We start from the raw sequence: 17776 nt of genomic DNA on the forward strand, positions 1-17776 counted from the left end.
CGGAGAGGATGAGCGACGTGCATCTCGGCCGCAGTGCGCGCATCGCCCTGCGCATCGGCGCCGGGCTCGGTTTCGCGGTGATCTACGTCCCGCTGCTGCTGGTCCTCGCCAACTCCCTGAACCCGGACCGCAGCGCGAGCTGGCCGCCGCCGGGCCTGACCGGGCACTGGTGGTCGGCGGCCGTGCACGACTCCGGCGCCCGGCACGCCCTGTGGGTGTCGGTGAAGGCGGGGCTCGGCGCGACCGCCGTCGCGCTGGTCCTCGGCACGCTGATCGCGTTCGCCGTGGCCCGGTACCGCTTCTTCGGCCGGGACACGGTGTCGTTCGTGGTGGTGCTGCCGATCGCGCTGCCCGGCATCGTCACGGGCATCGCCCTGAACTCCGCTTTCAGCACGGTTCTTCAGCCGCTGGGCGTGGGGCTCGGGCTGTTCACGGTGATCGTCGGGCATGCCACGTTCTGCATCGTCGTGGTGTTCAACAACGTGGTGGCGCGGCTGCGCCGCACGACGGGCTCGTACGAGGAGGCGGCCATGGACCTCGGCGCGACCACCTTCCGCGCCTTCTTGGACGTCACCTTCCCACTGGTGCGTTCGGCGCTGCTGGCCGGTGCGCTGCTGTCGTTCGCGCTGTCCTTCGACGAGATCGTGGTCACCACGTTCACCGCGGGGCCCGGCATCGAGACCCTGCCGATCTGGATCTTCGACAATATGACACGGCCTCAGCAGGCGCCGGTGGTGAACGTCGTGGCCGCCGTCCTGGTGCTGCTCTCGGTGGTCCCTATCTACCTCGCGCAGCGGCTGTCGGCGGACACGGCGACCTCCAGCCGGGTGTGAGCCGGGGTTCGGACACGCGCGGGGGACGGCCGGTGCGGGCGTGCCGCGCGCCGTACTGGAACCCTGCGGCCCATGAGCAACCCTCCCAGCGTGAACAGCTATGTCGACCGGGTCACCGCGGGACCCGGCGGGGCGATGACGGACGAGGCCGGGATCATCACCGGCGACCTCACCGTGGCCACGATCCTGCGGTCGGACGGCCGCAGCGCGCGCGTCGCCGTCCAGCACTTCGGCGGCGACACCTGGTACACCCTCACCGGCAGTCCGGCGCCGGTTCCGGACGGCCGACTCGCCGCCTATCACCGTGACTTGCTGGGCCGTATCCGCCGGGGTGGCGGCACCCGCGCGACCTGACGGACAGTCAATTCTGCCCAGCGAGCGATCGGTCGGCTCTTCCACGAACACACAAAAAGGCGGCTCCCGCACCTTGACCCCGGTTTGGTCCAGACCAATCATGGCCTGGACCAGTAGCCCCGGCCGGGCCCTGCCGTGCGACACCCCCACCTCGATCGACCGTCGTTCGCCAACCGGGAGAACCCGATGAGACGTCCGAGATCCGTACGCGCCCTGCTCACCGGCGTGGCCACCCTGGCCGCGTCCGCGGGGCTCGCCCTGGGGATCGGGGGCACCGCGCACGCGGCGACTCCGCTGCCCGCGCATGTGTTCGCCCCCTACTTCGAGGCCTACAACGGCGACAGCCCCGCCGCCCTCGCCCAGTCCTCCGGCGCCGGGTACCTCACCATGGCCTTCCTCCAGACGGAGAAGAAGGGCTCCTGCACGCCCTACTGGAACGGGGACACCGGCACCCCCGTCGACCCCTCGGTCTACGGCTCCGACTTCAGCGCCATCCGCTCGCGCGGCGGCGACGTCATCCCCTCGCTCGGCGGGTACGCGGCCGACAACGGCGGCACCGAGATCGCCGACAGCTGCACCGACGTCGACTCCATCGCCGCGGCCTACGAGAAGATCATCACCACCTACGACGTCTCCCGGCTCGACATGGACGTCGAGGACAACTCGCTGACCGACCAGGCCGGCATCGACCGCCGCAACCAGGCCGTCAAGAAGGTCCAGGACTGGGCCTCCGCCAACGGGCGCTCGGTGCAGTTCTCGTACACCCTGCCGACCACCACGACCGGCCTCGCCGACAGCGGGCTCGCCGTGCTGCGCAGCGCCAAGAGCGCGGGCGCCGAGGTGGACGTCGTCAACATCATGACGTTCGACTACTACGACGGCGCCACCCACCACATGGCCACCGACACCCAGACGGCCGCGAGCGGTCTGCACGACCAGCTCGCCTCGCTCTACCCGAACCTGTCGGACAGCCGGCTGTGGAACATGATCGGCGTCACCGAGATGCCCGGCATCGACGACTACGGCGCGGCCGAGACCTTCACCACCGCCGACGCCACCGCCGTGTACGACTGGGCGGTCTCCAAGGGCCTGAACACCCTGTCCTTCTGGGCACTCCAGCGCGACAACGGCGGCTGCCCCGGCACCGGCGGCTCCGACAGCTGCTCGGGCATCAGCCAGGACACCTGGTACTTCACCCACACCTTCGCGCCGTTCTCGGGCGGTACGACCACCCCGCCCGCCGACGACTTCTCGGTCTCCCTCTCCCCCGCCGCCGCCTCGCTCGACCCGGGCGGTTCCACCACGGCGACCGTGAAGACGTCCGTGACCTCGGGCAGCGCCCAGTCCGTCGACCTGACGGTCAGCGGCGCGCCGAGCGGGGTGACGGCCACGCTGAGCCCCGCCTCGGTCACCGCGGGCGGCAGCTCCACGCTCACCGTGAAGACGTCCGCCTCCACGGCCCCGGGCACCTACCCGCTCACCGTGACCGGCACGGCGGGTTCGGCCAAGCACGGCTCCACCTTCAGCCTGACCGTGAACGGGGCCGGCGGCGGCACCCCGACGGCCCTGGCCAACGGCGACTTCGAGAGCGGCTCGCTGTCGCCCTGGACCTGCGACAGCGGGGCCGCGGTGGTCTCCTCCCCGGCGCACGGCGGCGGCCACGCCCTGAAGACCGAGCCGGCCTCCTCGGCGACCGGCCAGTGCGCCCAGACCCTCACCCTCAAGCCGAACACGTCGTACACGCTCAGCGGCTGGGTGGAGGGGTCGTACGCCTACCTCGGCGTCAGCGGTGGGGCGACGGCCAGTACCTGGACCTCCTCCTCGTCCTGGCAGAAGCTGACGGTGCCGTTCACCACCGGCTCCTCCGGCACGGTCACCGTGTACGTGCACGGCTGGTACGCCCAGGGCGCGGTCTACGCCGACGACCTCGCCCTGTCCTGACCGCCCTCGCGGCCGGGCCCACCCGCTGATCGCACCGGGTGGGTCCGGCCGGGTCCTCGCCCCGCGCCGCGCGGTGATCTTCCGTAGCCTGAAAGAGGCTTCCCGGGAAGACGTGACCGCAGGCAGGAGAGAGGGCCGTGATCGAACTGGCCGCGGCGTTCGCCGTCGCGGGCGCGGCGAGCAACGCCGTCGGCACCGCGTTCCAGCGCAAGGCCGCCGCCGCGAGCAGCCGCGGCGGGATCCGGCTGCTCGCGGAGCTGGTGCGTCGGCCGTTCTGGATGATCGGCATGGCGGGTGTGATCTGCGCGGCCCTGTTCCAGAGCCTCGCCCTGGTCAACGGCCCGCTGGCGCTGGTCCAGCCGCTGTTCATCCTGGAGCTGCCCTTCGCGCTGCTGATCGCCGCCCCGCTGATGCACCGGCGGCTGCCCCGCTCGGGCTGGTGGGGCGTCGGGGCCTGTGTGGCGGGCCTCGCCGTGCTGCTGATCGCCGCCGCGCCGCACGGAGCGCTCGACCAGGCACCGCTCACCCGCTGGATCCCGGCCCTGTGCCTGTGCGTCGGCGCCATGGCCGCCACCGTGCTCCTCGCCGCCCCCGGGCGCCCGGCGCCCCGGCGCGCCGCGCTGCTGGCGGCCGCCTCCGCCACGGGCAACGCGCTGACCGCCGCGCTGCTCAAGTCGGCGTCGGGCACGTTCGCCGACCACGGGTTCCTGGCGTTCCTGCGGTCCTGGCAGACGTACGGCTTCGCGCTCACCGGGGTGGCCGCCGTACTGCTCCTGGAGAACGCGCTCCAGGCGGGCCCGCTGGCCGCCGCCCAGCCCGCGCTGACCATCGGCGACGCGGTGGTGAGCCTCGCCCTCGGCATCACCCTGTTCGACGAGCGGATCCGCACGGGCTGGTGGCTGGTGCCCGAGGCGGGCGGGGCGGTGCTGATCGTGGCGGGCGTGCTGGTGCTGAGCCGGGCCGTGCAGCATCTGCGCCTGCTCCAGGTGCCGGCCGAGGAGGAGGCCGCGACCTGAGCGGCGTGAGCGGCCTCGCGGATCAGCTCGGTCGCACGAGTCGTACGTCGTCCACGCCGAGCAGGCCGAGGAGCGGCACCTTGGCGATCCGCTGGGCGGGGTCGACCACGAGCCCGGCGCCGCGGACCAGGTCGAGCAGGAGTTCGGCGAGCGGCATGACCATGTGCCGGCCCCAGCAGCGCTCCGAGGAGTGGCCGAAGGGCAGGTAGCCGGGGGTGTCCTCGGGGTCCAGGTGGTCCCAGCGCTCGGGGCGGAAGGCGTCGGGCTCGTCCCACAGGGCGGGGTCGCGGTGGGAGAGCAGGGGCAGCAGCAGGACGTCGTCGCGGGCGCCGATCCGGCCGTCGATGGCCGGGTACTCGGGCGAGGCGTTGCGCAGCAGGTTCCAGGAGGGCGGCAGCAGGCGCAGGGACTCGTGGATGATGTTGCGGTTCGGGGTGCCGTCGGCGAAGGGCGCGCCCAGCCAGAGCGCGTTGGCGACCAGGGTGGAGACCGTGAAGCAGACCGGGGCGGCCGCCCTGCGGTACATGCCCATCGCGTACCGGCGTTCGTGGTAGCCCCGTGCCTGTGCCGTCCGCGCGCCGAGGCCGGTGAGCCGGTCGTCCGGGCGGGGCCAGCCGGGCAGCGCGGCGCCGACCGCGATCACCGACCAGGTGAGCTTGGGGGTGAGTTCGAGGGTGCGGCTCATCAGCATCCGCAGCCGCCGGGGATCGCGGCCGAGGACGAGGTCACGCAGGAAGAGGTGACCGGTCAGCGGCCAGGAGCCGGTGAGGTCGGCGTTCCTGGCCACGGGTCCGGCGAGGGCCTCGCGGACGTCGTTGCCGAGGGTGCGGGTGATCCGGGAGGCATCGGCGCGGCTGATGGAGCGGCCCTGCAACGGCTTGAAGGTGGGGCGTTCGGTCTCCGTCGCCCGGCGCGCGGCGAGGATGCGGTCGGACACCTCGGGCCCGGCGACGCCGATGGTGTCGGGCTCCAGCCGGAAGACGTCCTGGCCCAGGTGGTCGCGGATGAGCGCGGCGAGCCGCGGGGCGAGCACGGTGGTGCGCGTTCGCGCTGCGGGTGACGGCGACGGCGGCATGGCGGACGCTCCGGATGCGAGGACAGGGGCGAGATGGGCCGAGGGGGAGGCCGGGGAAGGCCGCGCCGCGGTGGGACACCGTCGTCCGGCCGGCCCCGGGAGGGTGCGCGGCCGGACAACGGTGTCAGGCGCCGCGCGGGGCGGCGGTACGCCGTCAGTACCAGATGTACCAGGCGTTCGCCTTGAGGCTCTTGCTGGCCGCGACCTTGTTGCGGATGGCGAAGAGAAGCTTCATCACTGCACCTCCTGTCGAGTGGGCTGGGTGACGCGTGTCGTCCCGTGCGAGCCCGTGAAGATCACGTGTCGGTGACTCCGGGAAGCTTCCCTTGATCGGTCATCGAATAATCACGATCGAACATAACTGGCCTTTCAGATAATGGAATTCGGTCATTTTCCCGTCATCGATGCCCTGATAGGACTCGACACCGACACCGGTACGCGCCCCACCGGTCCCCTGCGGCGTCCGCACTGATGGCGGAGGGTGGCGACCGTCCGGATGCAGGACGGCACGACGGCCACAGCGGACGGAGGGGCGGTCACGCCTCCGGGGATCCGGCGGGCGCAGATTGGCCGAATGCACACGTGGCGGACGGCCGCGTTCCGGCGCTCGCGCGGTTTCCGGGCCCTTTTTGTCCACCACGCCGGACCAAATGACCCCTTTCATACGCTTATCGTCCTTATTGTGCGGGGTAGCGGACGAGTCGCGTGTCCCGGTCGAGGAGGCGATGGCGTGGCGACGAGTGGAATCAGCCGCCGGAGGGTGGCGCGCCTGACCCTCGGCGCGGGCCTCGGCGTGGCCACCGGCACGCTGACCGGATGCGGCAGCAACGGGTGGGGCGGCGGTTCGGCGGGACCGGGCGGGGAGCGGCAGGCGCCCCGGCTGATCGGCGACGGCTCTACGTCGTACACCGGCCGGCAGCCGAACCAGCCGGAGGCGCCCACCCCGCTCGAACCGGGCGAGACCCCGCCGCAGTTCGTGGTGTTCTCCTGGGACGGCGCGGGCGAACTCGGCACCGGGCTGTTCCCGCGCTTCCTCGAACTCGCGCGCGAGCACGACGCCCGTATGACCTTCTTCCTGTCCGGCCTCTACCTGCTGCCGGAGGACAAGAAGCGGCTGTACCGGCCGCCGAACAACCCGGTCGGCGCCTCGGACATCGGTTATCTCACGGACGAGCACATCAGGCAGACCCTGAAGTACGTCCGCCGGGCCTGGCTCGACGGGCACGAGATCGGCACGCACTTCAACGGGCACTTCTGCGAGGGCTCCGGATCGGTGGCCGACTGGACCCCGGCGCAGTGGCACGCGGAGATCGAGCAGGCCCGGTCCTTCGTCAAGTCCTGGCGGACCAACACCGGCTGGCGCGACGAGCCACCGCTCCCCTTCGACTACGACAAGGAACTCGTCGGCGGCCGCACCCCGTGTCTCCTCGGCCAGGAGAACCTGCTGCCGGCCGCGCGGGAACGGGGCTGGCGCTACGACGCCTCGTCACCGGGCGGGGTGCAGCGCTGGCCACGCAAGCGGGGCGGCCTGTGGGATCTGCCGTTGCAGGGCATCCCGTTCCCCGGGCGCAGCTTCGAGGTGCTGTCCATGGACTGGAACATGCTGGCCAACCAGTCCCTGAACTCGACGCGCGCGCCGTCGTACAACTACCCCTACTGGCGCGCCCAGACGTCGCAGGCGTACATGGCGGGGTTCGACCGGGCCTACGAGACGAACCGCGCGCCGCTGTTCATCGGCAACCACTTCGAGCAGTGGAACGGCGGCATCTACATGGACGCGGTCGAGGAGGCGCTGCGGCAGATCGCCGGGCGGCCCGAGGTACGGCTGGTCTCCTTCCGGCAGTTCGTCGACTGGCTCGACGTCCAGGACCCGGCGATCCTCAGGCGGCTGCGCACCCTGGAGGTCGGCGAGAAGCCGGCGGGCGGCTGGAGTTCGTTCCTGCGCCCGGCCGGGCGGGGCTGAGTCACCGGGTGGCGCGGCGGCGGCGTACACCTCGGCGAAGACACAGCCCGCCCCGGCCGGCGCGGCGCCGATGTCACGCACGCGCACCCTGCGCGGGTGATCAGCCGGGGGTGGTCATGCGCTGGGTGCCGATGACGGACAGCAGCCGCAGGGCCTGTTCGGAGGGAGAGCCGGGGACGGCCGTGTAGATGACCACGTGCTGGTCGCGGTCGGTCACTTCGAGGGCGTCGCAGTCGACGGTGACAGGCCCGACCAGCGGGTGCCGGAAGGTCTTGGTCAGGGCCGGGTCGGCGGCCACGTCGTGGGCGGCCCAGAGTCGGGCGAACGCCTCGCTGCCCTCGCGGAGTTCGCGGATGAGGCCGGTCACCTCGGGGTCGTCGGGAATAGCGGACGGCGGCGGTGCGCAGCCGACGGGCCGCGCGCCGTGCGAACGCGTCGGCGTCGGACACCCCGTACAGGCGCCGGCCCTCGGTGAGCGGTCCGAGGAAGACCCGGCGGGCGAGGTTGCGGTCGCGGCGCGGCAGGGCCGAGAAGTCCTCCATGAGGGCGGCTGCCAGCTCGTTCCAGGCGAGCACCTCCAGCGTGGCCGAGGTGACGAAGACGGCGGCTCCCGGCAACCGGTGCACCAGGTCGAGGACGCTCCGCCGCACCTCGCGTGGGGGGCCGGGCGCGGGGATCGGCGGGGCGTCGGCCGGCCGGTGGAGGTGGTCGCGTTCGGCGTCCGACAGCCGCAGAGCCCGGGCCAGCCCGGCCAGCACCTCGCGCGAGGGGCGCGGGGCGCGGGCCTGTTCGAGGCGGGTGTAGTACTCGGTCGAGATGAACGCGAGCGCCGCCACCTCCTCGCGGCGCAGTCCCGGCGTGTGGCGGCGCGGCCCCGCGCGCAGCCCCACGTCGGCCGGTCCGACCCGCTCACGCCTGCTGCGCAGGAAGGCTCCCAGTTCCGCTCTGTCCACCGCTCCAGTGTGCGGGTCCGCCGGACGGCCCAGCCAGGTACAGGTGGTGCCTGGATGGGGCCGGACCGAAGGCGCAGGCTCGTGGACATGGACAGCACACAGAACAACGGGACACCTCGCTCGGCGCCTGCCGGGCTACTGGCCGGCAAGGTCGCTTTCATCACCGGTGCCGGACGGGGTATCGGCGCGGCGGCGGCGCGGCTGTTCGCCCGGGAGGGTGCGCGGGTGCTGCTCGCGGCACGTACGGAGGCTCAGCTGGAGGCGGTGGCCGAGGAGATCCGGGCGGCGGGCGGAACCGCGGACCACGTGGTGTGCGATCTGGCCGACGGGGCGAGCGTAGGCGCCGCCGTGGACCGCGCCGTTCAGCGGTACGGCCGCCTCGACATCGCGTTCGACAACGGCGGGATGATCCAGCGGCCGGTTCCGCTGGACGAGATGCCGGAGGCGGAGCTGGACCGCGTCTACGCGGTGAACATGAGGGGCGTCTGGCTGGCCATGGCCGCCGAGATCAGAGCCATCCGGGCGACCGCCGGGACCGGCGCCATCGTCAACAACTCGTCCGTGGGGAGCCTGCGCGGGAACCCCGAGCTGCCCGCGTACGCCGCGGCGAAGCGGGCGGTCAACAGCATGACCGCGTCGGCGGCCGTGGCCTACGGCCCGGAGGGCATCCGCGTCAACGCGGTCGCGCCGGGCTTCACGCTGACGGAGATGACCCGGACCTGGGAGGCCGCGAGTCCCGGCGTCGAGCAGCGGATCACGGCGGGGATCCCGCTGGGCCGGCCGGCCGCTCCGGAGGAGATCGCCGAGGCCGCCGCGTGGCTCCTCAGCGATCGGTCCTCCTTCGTGACCGGCACGGTGCTGCGGGTCGACGGGGGTGCCCGCGCCTGACCCGGGCTTTCGTCAGTCGAGGCCCATGACGCTCATGGTGCGCTCGGCCATGCGCTGCTCGCCGAGGGCGTTGGGGTGGACCGGCACGAGGTTCGAGCCGAACAGCAGCGGCTCGATCCAGCGGGTGCCCGAGGCCTGGCAGGCGTCGTGTCCGTCGGAGACCTGTGAGAAGTCCACGAAGGTCGCCCCGGTCTCCTCGGCGGCGCGCTGGACGACGGAGTTGAGGTGGGCCTGGAGGGCGCGCAGATACGGGATGTCGCCGGAGGCGATCGGCAGCTTGACGAAGCAGGACGCGTCGAAGGAGGAGGGCACGATCCACGGGTAACCCAGCACCGCCACCCGGGCGTTGGGCGCCTTGGTCCGCAGGGCGGTCAGGGCGCTCTTCAGCGCGGGGTAGGTGTTCGCGTCGATCGCGTCGTCGAAGGACGTTCCGTACTTGTCCTTGCAGGGGTGGCCGGAGCCGGCGCTGAGGACGCCGGCGACGCCGCAGTCCACGATGGCGCTGACGAAGGTGCTGTTGTCGTTGCCGCCGATGGTCAGGGTCACCAGGTCGGTGTCCGCGTTCACCGCGTCCAACTGCGGTGCCACGTTCGAGTACTGGGACTGGGTGAAGTCCTTGGTCTGGGCGCCGCCGCAGGTGACGTCCGTCAGCGAGGCGCCGGTTGCCTGCGCGAGGACGTGCGGGTAGTTCACGGTGGAGCGCAGGCAGAGCAGATTGCTGGTGTCGATGGGCGTGACACCCGAACCCGCGCTGTAACTGTCGCCGAGGGCCACGTAGTCGAGGGGCGTCGCCGCATGGGCGGGGGCGGCGGTGAGGCCGAGGGCCAGCGTGCCGGCGAGTGCGGTCGCCGCGGCGGCGACACGGCGCAGGGTGGGGGTGGGCATGAGGTGTGCTCCCTCTTCATACGCGACTGGTGCGGGACAGGGGGTATCGCCGGGCGTCGGGGCGCGGGTGGGGGCGTGCACGACGACGGCCGTGGAGCAGGGAGTTGCGGTACTACCAGCGAGTTCTACCGCTAGGTAATGTGCGGGCAGCTGATCGCCGAGTCAACATCACGGACCGAAGTTCTTGAAATGCTCATGAAATATGGGCGTCGAAATGCCGTTGTTACGGGAGGACTTGCCGGCACAGATCCAGGCGTGGGTGATGAGCTGTCAGGGCACCTCGGCGGTGCGATCGGCGCATGACGGATCATTCGAGCACGAATGGACCCGCGAGCGGTGTACCGACGGCCACCGACCCCGCCGTGTCGGTGGCCGGTGGTTTCCACGTATGCCACCGAGCCCGGCACCGCATTCGCCCGGGAGCCGGGCGCCTGACGCTGACCTGCGGGAACGGGGATAGAGTGCGGGGCATGGCGGGCCCTCGCCGGCATCCTCCCGCGCCCCGCCGCACCAATGACCCCCTTGCCGAAAGGACGATCATGGACCAGTCCTCCCCCGCGCCCACCGTGGAGCGTGTGGACGCGCGGCACCGCTACGAGATCCTGGTCGGCGGCGAACGCGCCGGCCTCACCGCCTACCGTGACCGGGGCGAGCAGCGGGTCTTCTTCCACACCGAGATCGACGAGGCCCACGCCGGGCAGGGCCTGGCCGGGCAACTGGTCGAGTACGCCCTCACGGACGTGCGCGCGCTCGGCAAGCGCATCGTGCCGGTGTGCCCGTATGTCGCCAAGTTCCTCAAGAAGCACGAGGAGTTCGCGGACATCACCGACGAGGTGACGCCCGAGATCCGGAACTGGCTGGACACGCAGCTCGGCTGATCCGCGGGCCTCCCGCCCGCCCCGGCGCCGAGGGCTTGCCATCCCCGCCCGGCGATGGCAAGATCCCTCCAGCTCGAACAGCCTTTTCACAGCCCTCACTTCTCCATGAAGGACTGAAGTCCATGGTCTCGGCGTCCCGCAGCGGCCGCCGTCGGAACTGAGCCCCCTGCCTGCGGCAGCGCGCTCCAGCGTTCCCACGCCCTCCTCACGGCGGCCCGACGATGCGGTGTCCAGCGCACCGCCCACCTCGCTCACCGAGGTGATCACTCGTACGCACGACCGCTTTCACCGTGAGGACCCTCAGCGTGTACACCGATGTCCAGAGTTTCGCCGTCGCCCATCTCCTGCGCCGCCCGGCGGCCTGCCGAGTGGGCGGTTTCGTCGTGGGTTTCGATCCGGCCACGACGAGCCCGTACGTCAACTACGCCACCCCCGTCCCCGGCGCCGAGCCCACCGACGCGGACGTGGCGGACCTGATCGCCGCGTTCCGCACGCGCGGGCTCACGCCCCGGCTGGAGTTCGCCCCGGACGCCGCCCCGCGGGTCGAACCGGCGCTCCGGCGGGCCGGGTTCGGCACGGAGGCGGTGCACGAGTACCTGGTCTGCACCCCCGCGACGCTCTCCGTGCCGACGGCTTCACCGGAGCCGGGGGCGTCGCCGGAACCGGGACGGACCCGGGACCGGGTCCGGGTGGAGGCGCCGGTCTCGGAGGAGGACTACGTCGCGATCGACACCGCGCTGGCCGAGGCGTTCGGCGGTGCGTGGGCGCCGTCCCCGGAGGGCGCGGCCCGCTTGCGGCGCACCGAGGAGAGCGGCGGGGCGGTCCGGTTCGTCCGCGCCGACGACGGGAGCTGTGCGGGCGGCGCCCTGTGCTCGGCGCCCGCCGAGGGCACGGCGGAACTGGCGGGCGTCGGCACGCTGCCCGCGTACCGGGGCCGGGGTATCGCCGCGGCGGTCACCGCGCAGCTGGCCGGGACGCTGTTCGCGCGGGGCGCCCGGACGGTGTGGCTGGAGTACTCGGGCGAGGGCTCGCGCCGCGTGTACGAACGCGTGGGCTTCCGGCCCGGCGGGACCCGGCTGTACCTGACGCACGAGGGGTGACACGGAGACCCTCAGGGCAGGGGGTTGTCCTTGACGAAGCGGCGGATCTCGTCGACGAGGGCGGCGGGGGCGTCCAGCTGGTCGAGCGTGCGGCGTCCGGGAACTCCACAGAGCGGGAGCACGGGAGGAGTCGCGCGAGGCGGCGGCCGGTGGCCGGTGGCCGGTGGCCGGTGGCCGGTGGCCGGTGGCCGGTGGCCGGTGGCATCATCCGGTCCTCGGCACCCCGGGCGACCAGGGGGCGGGTGAAGGAGGGGAGGTCGCCGGCCGCCTTCACCAGTTCCAGACCCTGTCGCGGAATTGTCCTTGATCGGTAACAGCGGGAGCCCGGGCGACTCCCCCGCCGTCCTGGCATGTGCAGCACACCACACAAGAGCCGGGGACACGGCGGGGAGCAGGGACGGACATGGCGCGGCACGCTGGGCGGGGATGGTACGGCCGGGTGATCGGGGCGGCGGTCGGGGTCACGGCGGTGGCGGCCGCCGCCTCGGTGTGGACCGCGCAGGCGGGGCAGAACACCCCGGCCGCACCGGCCCACCACAGCGCGCCGAAGGCGGTGGCCGTGTCCCCCGTCATCGCCCACTCCTCCGACGCGGGCGCGCACGCCGTCAACATCACCATCGACGACGGCCCCGACCCGACCTGGACCCCCCAGGTCCTCCAGGTGCTGCGGGAGAACGGCGTCAAGGCGACGTTCTGCATGGTCGGCCCCGAGGCGCAGGCGCACCCGGACATGGTCAAGCAGGTGGTCGCGGCCGGGCACCGGCTGTGCGACCACACGGTCTCGCACGACACCGGCATGGACCACAAGTCCGAGTCGTACCAGTCGCAGCAGATCCTGGACGCCGAACGGCAGATCACCGACGCGTCCGGAGGCGTGCGCCCGATGTACTACCGGGCGCCGGGCGGCGCGTTCACCCCGTACAGCAGGAAGCTCGCCGCCTCGCACGGGATGCGTCCGCTGGGCTGGAACGTCGACTCCAAGGACTTCGAACGGCCGGGCACCGACGCGATCGTCTCCACCGTCAGGAGCGAGCTGGCCAACGGTCCCACGCTGCTCTTCCACGACGCGGGCGGCGACCGCGCCCAGACCGTGGCGGCGCTGCGCACCCTCCTGCCGTGGCTGAAGCAGCAGGGATACGGCTTCGGCTTCCCGGTGCGCTGACCGCAGCGCGTCCCACCGGCCGGTGAACCCCCGGGAAATTCTTGGCCACCCAGCACCCCGGACGGGTGTTCGGTTCCTTCCGGGTGTCTACGATGAGCGCGTCCCGGCGGCGGTCAACCCGCCCCGCGGGCACCTGCGTACGTCGTCCGGAAAGGCTCAGCATGCCGTTGCCCCGCCTCGGCACGCGGTCGCATCGTCTCCGGACGGCGCCGACCGTGTTCCTCGTCCTCGCTGTCGCCCTCGCCCTGGTGGCCCTGTGCACCGGCGGCTCCGGACACAGGAAGTCATCCGCTCCGCGCCTCGTCGTCGAGGTCTCCGAGAGCCACTGCGGCCGGGGCTGGAGCCGCCCCGAGCCCGGGGTGCGGACCTTCGACCTGCACAACACCTCCGACGGCGCCGCCGAGGTCTATCTGGAGGACCCCGGCACCCACGCGGTGTACGGCGAGGTGGAGGGCATCGGCCCCGGCACCACACGCCAGTTGACGGTCCGGGTGGGCAAGGGCACGTACGCCTTCATGTGCGTGCCCGACGACGCCGACGCCGTCACCGGCCCGACCGTCCGGGTCACCACCGGACAGCGCGGCCCCGGCGCCGCGCCGGTCACCGAGCACGACCTCATCCCGCCCGCGCTCACCTACCAGAAGTGGGTGGGCGGCGGACTCTCCGCGGCCGTACGGCTTTCGGCCAGGCTCCAGGAGGCGATCGACCGCGGCGACCTCGCCGCCGCCCGCTCCGCCTGGCTGCCGGCACACCTCCAGTACGAGCGGCTCGGAGCGGCGTACAACGCCTTCGGCGACGCGGACGGGAAGATCAACGGCACCGACGCGGGGCTGCCCGGCGGGGTGCACGACCCGGGCTTCACCGGGTTCCACCGCATCGAGTACGGCCTGTGGCACGGCGGGTCTGCGAGTGGACTGCGCGCCCCGGCGGCGGCGTTGGTCAAGGCGCTCACCGGGCTGCGCGACAGCTGGGCGCAGAGCCGCATGGATCCCGCCCAACTCGGTCTGCGCGCCCACGAGATCCTTGAGAACACCGTGCAGTTCGAGCTGACCGGCCGCACCGACTACGGCAGCGGCAGCAACCTCGCCACCGCCCGCGCCAACCTCGACGGCACCCTCGAAGTCCTGTCGCGACTGCGCCCGCTGCTCACCACCCGGTACGCCGATCTGCCGGGACTCGACCGGGAGTTGACGCAGGCCGGACACACCCTCGACGGCTTCCGGCACGACGGGCGCTGGACGCCGCTCGACCAACTGACCCGCGCCCAGCGGGAGCGGACCGACTCGGTGCTCGGCGGCCTCGTGGAGCGGCTGGCGTCGGTGTCGACCCTGTGCGACCCCCGGAGGACCGTGTGAGCACCGCCGAACGACCCCATGGACTCGCCCGGCGCGGCTTTCTGCGCGGCGCCGCCCTCACCGGTGCGGGCCTCGCGACCGGCGCCGCCGCCCCCGGCGCCACCGCCGCCGAGCCGACCGCCGCCCTCGCGCCGTTCCACGGTGTCCACCAGGCCTCGGCGATCGCGGCCCCCCGCCGTACCTGTGTGTTCGCCGCCCTCGACGTGACCGCCGAGACCCGCGCCGAACTCGCCGACCTGATGCGCACGTTGACCGAGCGGGCCCGGCTGCTCACCTCCGGCGGCACGCCGGACCCGGCGGGTGTCACCGGGCCGCCCGCCGACTCGGGCATCCTCGGCGACCGGCTTCCCGGCGGGCAGCTGGCCGTCACCGTGGGCGTCGGCGCCTCGCTGTTCGACGACCGGTTCGGGCTCAAGGCGCTCAAGCCCAAGCGGCTGACCGCCATGCCCGCCTTCCCCGACGACGACCTCAGGCCCGAGTGGTGCCACGGAGACCTCAGCCTCCAACTGCACGCCGACGACACGGACACCACCCTGCACGCGCTGCGCGACCTCACCCGGCACACCCGGGGCGGCATCCAGGTCCGCTGGCGGATGGACGGCTTCTCCAGCCCGCCCCGGCCCTCCGGCACCCCGCGCAATCTGCTGGGCTTCCGGGACGGCATCGCCAACCCGGACACCACCAGCGCCCGCGAGATGAACCAACTGATCTGGGTGGACCGCGCCTTGGGCGAGCCGGACTGGGCCGTCGGCGGCAGCTACCAGGTCGTTCGGCTGATCCGGATGCTCGTGGAGTTCTGGGACCGGGTGTCGCTCAGCGAGCAGGAGCGGATCATAGGCCGGTCCCGCTCCTCCGGCGCGCCGCTGGACGGCGACCGCGAGCACGACACGCCCGCGTACGCGGACGATCCCAAGGGCGACGTCATCCCGCTGGACGCGCACATCCGGCTGGCCAACCCGCGCACTCCTGCCACCGCCCAGCAGCGGCTGCTGCGCCGCGCATACAACTACGACCGGGGCATGGACGCCAACGGCAACCTCGACATGGGACTGCTGTTCTCCTGCTACCAGCAGGACCTCGTACGGCAGTTCGAGACCGTGCAGCACCGGCTGACCGGCGAGCCGCTGACCGACTACATCAGCCCCTTCGGCGGCGGCTACTTCTTCGCGCTGCCCGGGGTGCGCGATGCCCAGGACTGGTACGGACGCGCCCTGTTCGCCTGACATGCCCGGACGCCCGCCCGCCCGGTCCGGCCCCTCTCCCCGCCTGACCGGGCAGTTCACCCGAACCTGTCCGGACAAGCCGACAGCCCGCTTGGTCAACACCCTGTCAAGTTTTCCCCCAGGTTCCCTGACTCGGTATTCATCCACGCGACATCATTGCTCCGCCGACGCGCCCCGCAAGGAGCGCAGCATGCCTGCTCGTACACCGCACAGACGTACTGTCCAAAGGGGTAGACCACCATGGCCAGCAGAGGAAGACGAGCCGCGACGCGCAGCCTGGTCGCGCTCGCGGGGGTCGCGGCGCTCACCGCGCTCGGCGGCAACGCGCCCGGGTGGGCGGCGACGCCCGCCCACGTGCACGGGGCCTCGTCGACCGCGACGCCGATCAAGCACGTTGTCGTGCTCTTCGACGAGAACATCTCCTTCGACCACTACTTCGCCACGTACCCGAAGGCCGCCAACACCGACGGCACGAAGTTCACCGCGTCGAAGCACACCCCGAAGGACATCGACACGCTCGCCCACGCCGGGCTGCTGGAGAACAACCCCAACCAGTACGCGCCGAAGCGGCTGTCCCCGTCCCAGGCGATGACCTGTGACCAGAACCACTCCTACGGCGCCGAGCAGTACGCCTACAACGGCGGCAAGGCCGACCAGTTCGTGCAGAACACCGAGGTCGACAAGTGCAGCGGCGGCCTGTTCGGCGAGCCGGGCCTGGTGATGGACTACTACGACGGCAACACCGTGACGGCGCTGTGGAACTACGCCCAGCAGTACACGCTGAGCGACCGCGCCTACAGCTCCACCTACGGCCCGTCCACGCCCGGGGCGCTCAACCTGGTCTCCGGCAACACGCACGGCGTGGTCTCCATCGACCCCACCACCGGCGAGCAGACCGGCAAGCCGGACCGGTACACGGTCCAGTCGCCGGACGCCAACGGTGTCGGCACGGTCGTCAACGACCCCGACCCGGCCTGGGACGACTGCTCCGGCAAGGACCACACCAGCAGCAACGCGCTGGCGTCGATGCAGGGCAAGAACATCGGTGACCTGCTCAACGACAAGAACGTCTCCTGGGGTTGGTTCCAGGGCGGCTTCCGCCCGACGACCGCGTGGAACGGCCAGTCCGGCTCCTACGCCAAGTGCGACGCCACGCACACCAACGTCGGCAACGCGTCCGTGGTGGACTACAGCCCGCACCACAACCCGTTCTCGTACTACAAGTCGACGGCCAACCCGCACCACCTGCCGCCGAAGTCCGTCTCCGAGATCGGCCACAACGGTCAGGCCAACCACCAGTACGACCTGACCGACTTCTCCGCCGCGCTCAAGGCGGGCAAGCTGCCGTCCGTCAGCTTCCTGAAGGCCGGCTCGTACCAGGACGGCCACGCCGGCTACTCGGACCCGATCGACGAGCAGCACTTCCTGGTCGACCAGATCAACGCGATCCAGAGCTCGCCGCAGTGGAAGTCCACCGCGATCGTGGTCGCCTACGACGACTCGGACGGCTGGTACGACCACGCCTTCGTCGCCCCGCGCAACGGCTCGACCGACAGCTCGGTCGGCTCCAACGGCAAGGCCACCGACGCCCCGGCCTGCCAGAGCGGCCCGAAGGCGGCCGGCGGATACGCGGACCGCTGCGGCCCCGGCACCCGCCAGCCGCTGCTGGTCATCTCGCCCTACAGCAAGGTGAACAAGGTCGACCACACGCTGACCGACCAGGCGTCCATCACCCGCTTCATCGAGGACAACTGGCACACGGGCCGCATCGGTGACGCCTCCTTCGACGCCCAGGCCGGCTCGCTCGGCGGGATGTTCGACTTCCGTCACCCGAACAACAAGCAGGTGCTGCTGAACTCCGACGGCTCCGTGAAGTCCGTCGGTCCGATCAAGCACGTCGCCCCGGTGCACACCAGCATCACCCCGGGCCCGGCCCTGCAGAACGCGGCCGACGCCACGGACGCGTCCTTCCCGGCCCTCCCGGTCGGCCTCGGCGTCGGCGCCCTGCTGGCCGCCGGTGTCACGGGCACGTACCTCACGATGCGCCGCCGTCAGCAGGCCTGACGACAGCAAGCGCACACGGGTGTGCCCCCGGCCGACGGCCGGGGGGCACATTGCGGGGCAGCGCGTCGCCATGGATGGGGCCCGGC

General features: G+C 72.1%; 15 protein-coding genes and 1 pseudogene. 12 read left to right on the forward strand and 4 right to left on the reverse strand.

The features are described from left to right. The first annotated feature begins 17 nt into the window (after positions 1-17). From ACWDD7_RS34480 to ACWDD7_RS34495, 4 genes are all read left to right on the forward strand, one after another. Positions 18-833, forward strand: coding sequence for an ABC transporter permease (locus tag ACWDD7_RS34480; protein WP_351868365.1), 816 nt, complete (start codon positions 18-20; stop codon positions 831-833). 72 nt (positions 834-905) lie between these two features. Next, on the forward strand, positions 906-1187 hold the full coding sequence (locus tag ACWDD7_RS34485; RefSeq protein WP_351868337.1) for a hypothetical protein: 282 nt from the start codon (positions 906-908) through the stop codon (positions 1185-1187). A gap of 186 nt (positions 1188-1373) precedes the next feature. Next, complete coding sequence (locus tag ACWDD7_RS34490) at positions 1374-3128, forward strand: carbohydrate binding domain-containing protein (protein WP_450460304.1); 1755 nt, start codon at positions 1374-1376, stop codon at positions 3126-3128. 137 nt (positions 3129-3265) lie between these two features. Then, the gene (locus ACWDD7_RS34495; protein WP_450460305.1) at positions 3266-4144 is read left to right on the forward strand and encodes a DMT family transporter; all 879 of its coding nucleotides are present in this window, start codon (positions 3266-3268) and stop codon (positions 4142-4144) included. A gap of 22 nt (positions 4145-4166) precedes the next feature. Here ACWDD7_RS34495 and ACWDD7_RS34500 read toward each other — a convergent pair whose 3' ends face one another. Together ACWDD7_RS34500 and ACWDD7_RS34505 are read right to left on the reverse strand one after the other, a co-directional pair. Beyond that, positions 4167-5219, reverse strand: coding sequence for a cytochrome P450 (locus ACWDD7_RS34500; protein ID WP_392218526.1), 1053 nt, complete (start codon positions 5217-5219; stop codon positions 4167-4169). 154 nt (positions 5220-5373) lie between these two features. Continuing rightward, positions 5374-5454: a tryptorubin family RiPP precursor gene (locus tag ACWDD7_RS34505; protein ID WP_351868368.1), complete on the reverse strand. Its 81-nt coding sequence runs from the start codon at positions 5452-5454 to the stop codon at positions 5374-5376. 495 nt (positions 5455-5949) lie between these two features. On the opposite strand from ACWDD7_RS34505, the gene ACWDD7_RS34510 reads away from it, so the two are divergent. Beyond that, positions 5950-7182 carry a hypothetical protein gene (locus ACWDD7_RS34510; protein ID WP_450460306.1) on the forward strand — a complete coding sequence of 411 codons (1233 nt, stop codon included), beginning with the start codon at positions 5950-5952 and terminating at the stop codon, positions 7180-7182. Between the two features lie 100 nt (positions 7183-7282). Here ACWDD7_RS34510 and ACWDD7_RS34515 read toward each other — a convergent pair. Then, positions 7283-8135 (reverse strand): annotated as a pseudogene (locus ACWDD7_RS34515) (helix-turn-helix transcriptional regulator). An 87-nt stretch (positions 8136-8222) separates the two neighbouring features. Between ACWDD7_RS34515 and ACWDD7_RS34520 the strand changes: the two are divergent. Then, a complete protein-coding gene (locus ACWDD7_RS34520; protein ID WP_450460307.1) occupies positions 8223-9023 on the forward strand; it encodes an SDR family NAD(P)-dependent oxidoreductase in 801 nt (266 codons plus the stop codon). Positions 9024-9035: 12 nt separating this feature from the next. Here the strand turns inward: ACWDD7_RS34520 and ACWDD7_RS34525 are convergent, their stop codons facing one another. Next, positions 9036-9908, reverse strand: a complete 873-nt coding sequence (locus ACWDD7_RS34525; protein ID WP_351868345.1) for an SGNH/GDSL hydrolase family protein — start codon at positions 9906-9908, stop codon at positions 9036-9038. A gap of 539 nt (positions 9909-10447) precedes the next feature. Between ACWDD7_RS34525 and ACWDD7_RS34530 the strand changes: the two genes are divergently transcribed. The 6 genes from ACWDD7_RS34530 (at position 10448) to ACWDD7_RS34555 (ending at position 17690) form a co-directional block, all read left to right on the forward strand. Further along, positions 10448-10786: a GNAT family N-acetyltransferase gene (locus ACWDD7_RS34530; protein ID WP_450460308.1), complete on the forward strand. Its 339-nt coding sequence runs from the start codon at positions 10448-10450 to the stop codon at positions 10784-10786. A gap of 305 nt (positions 10787-11091) precedes the next feature. Further along, positions 11092-11886 (forward strand): GNAT family N-acetyltransferase, encoded by a 795-nt coding sequence (locus ACWDD7_RS34535; RefSeq protein WP_450460309.1) that lies wholly within the window; start codon positions 11092-11094, stop codon positions 11884-11886. Positions 11887-12289: 403 nt separating this feature from the next. After that, positions 12290-13048, forward strand: a complete 759-nt coding sequence (locus tag ACWDD7_RS34540; RefSeq protein ID WP_450460310.1) for a polysaccharide deacetylase family protein — start codon at positions 12290-12292, stop codon at positions 13046-13048. A gap of 161 nt (positions 13049-13209) precedes the next feature. After that, entirely contained in the window at positions 13210-14403 is a 1194-nt protein-coding gene (locus ACWDD7_RS34545; RefSeq protein WP_450460311.1) for an EfeM/EfeO family lipoprotein, read from the forward strand. Next, positions 14400-15626, forward strand: a complete 1227-nt coding sequence (efeB, locus tag ACWDD7_RS34550; protein WP_351868361.1) for an iron uptake transporter deferrochelatase/peroxidase subunit — start codon at positions 14400-14402, stop codon at positions 15624-15626. Before ACWDD7_RS34545 ends, efeB begins: the two co-directional genes overlap by 4 nt. A gap of 240 nt (positions 15627-15866) precedes the next feature. Next, positions 15867-17690: a phospholipase C gene (locus ACWDD7_RS34555; protein ID WP_450460312.1), complete on the forward strand. Its 1824-nt coding sequence runs from the start codon at positions 15867-15869 to the stop codon at positions 17688-17690. Positions 17691-17776 lie beyond the last annotated feature (86 nt).

The organism is Streptomyces sp. NPDC001056, assembly GCF_053598955.1.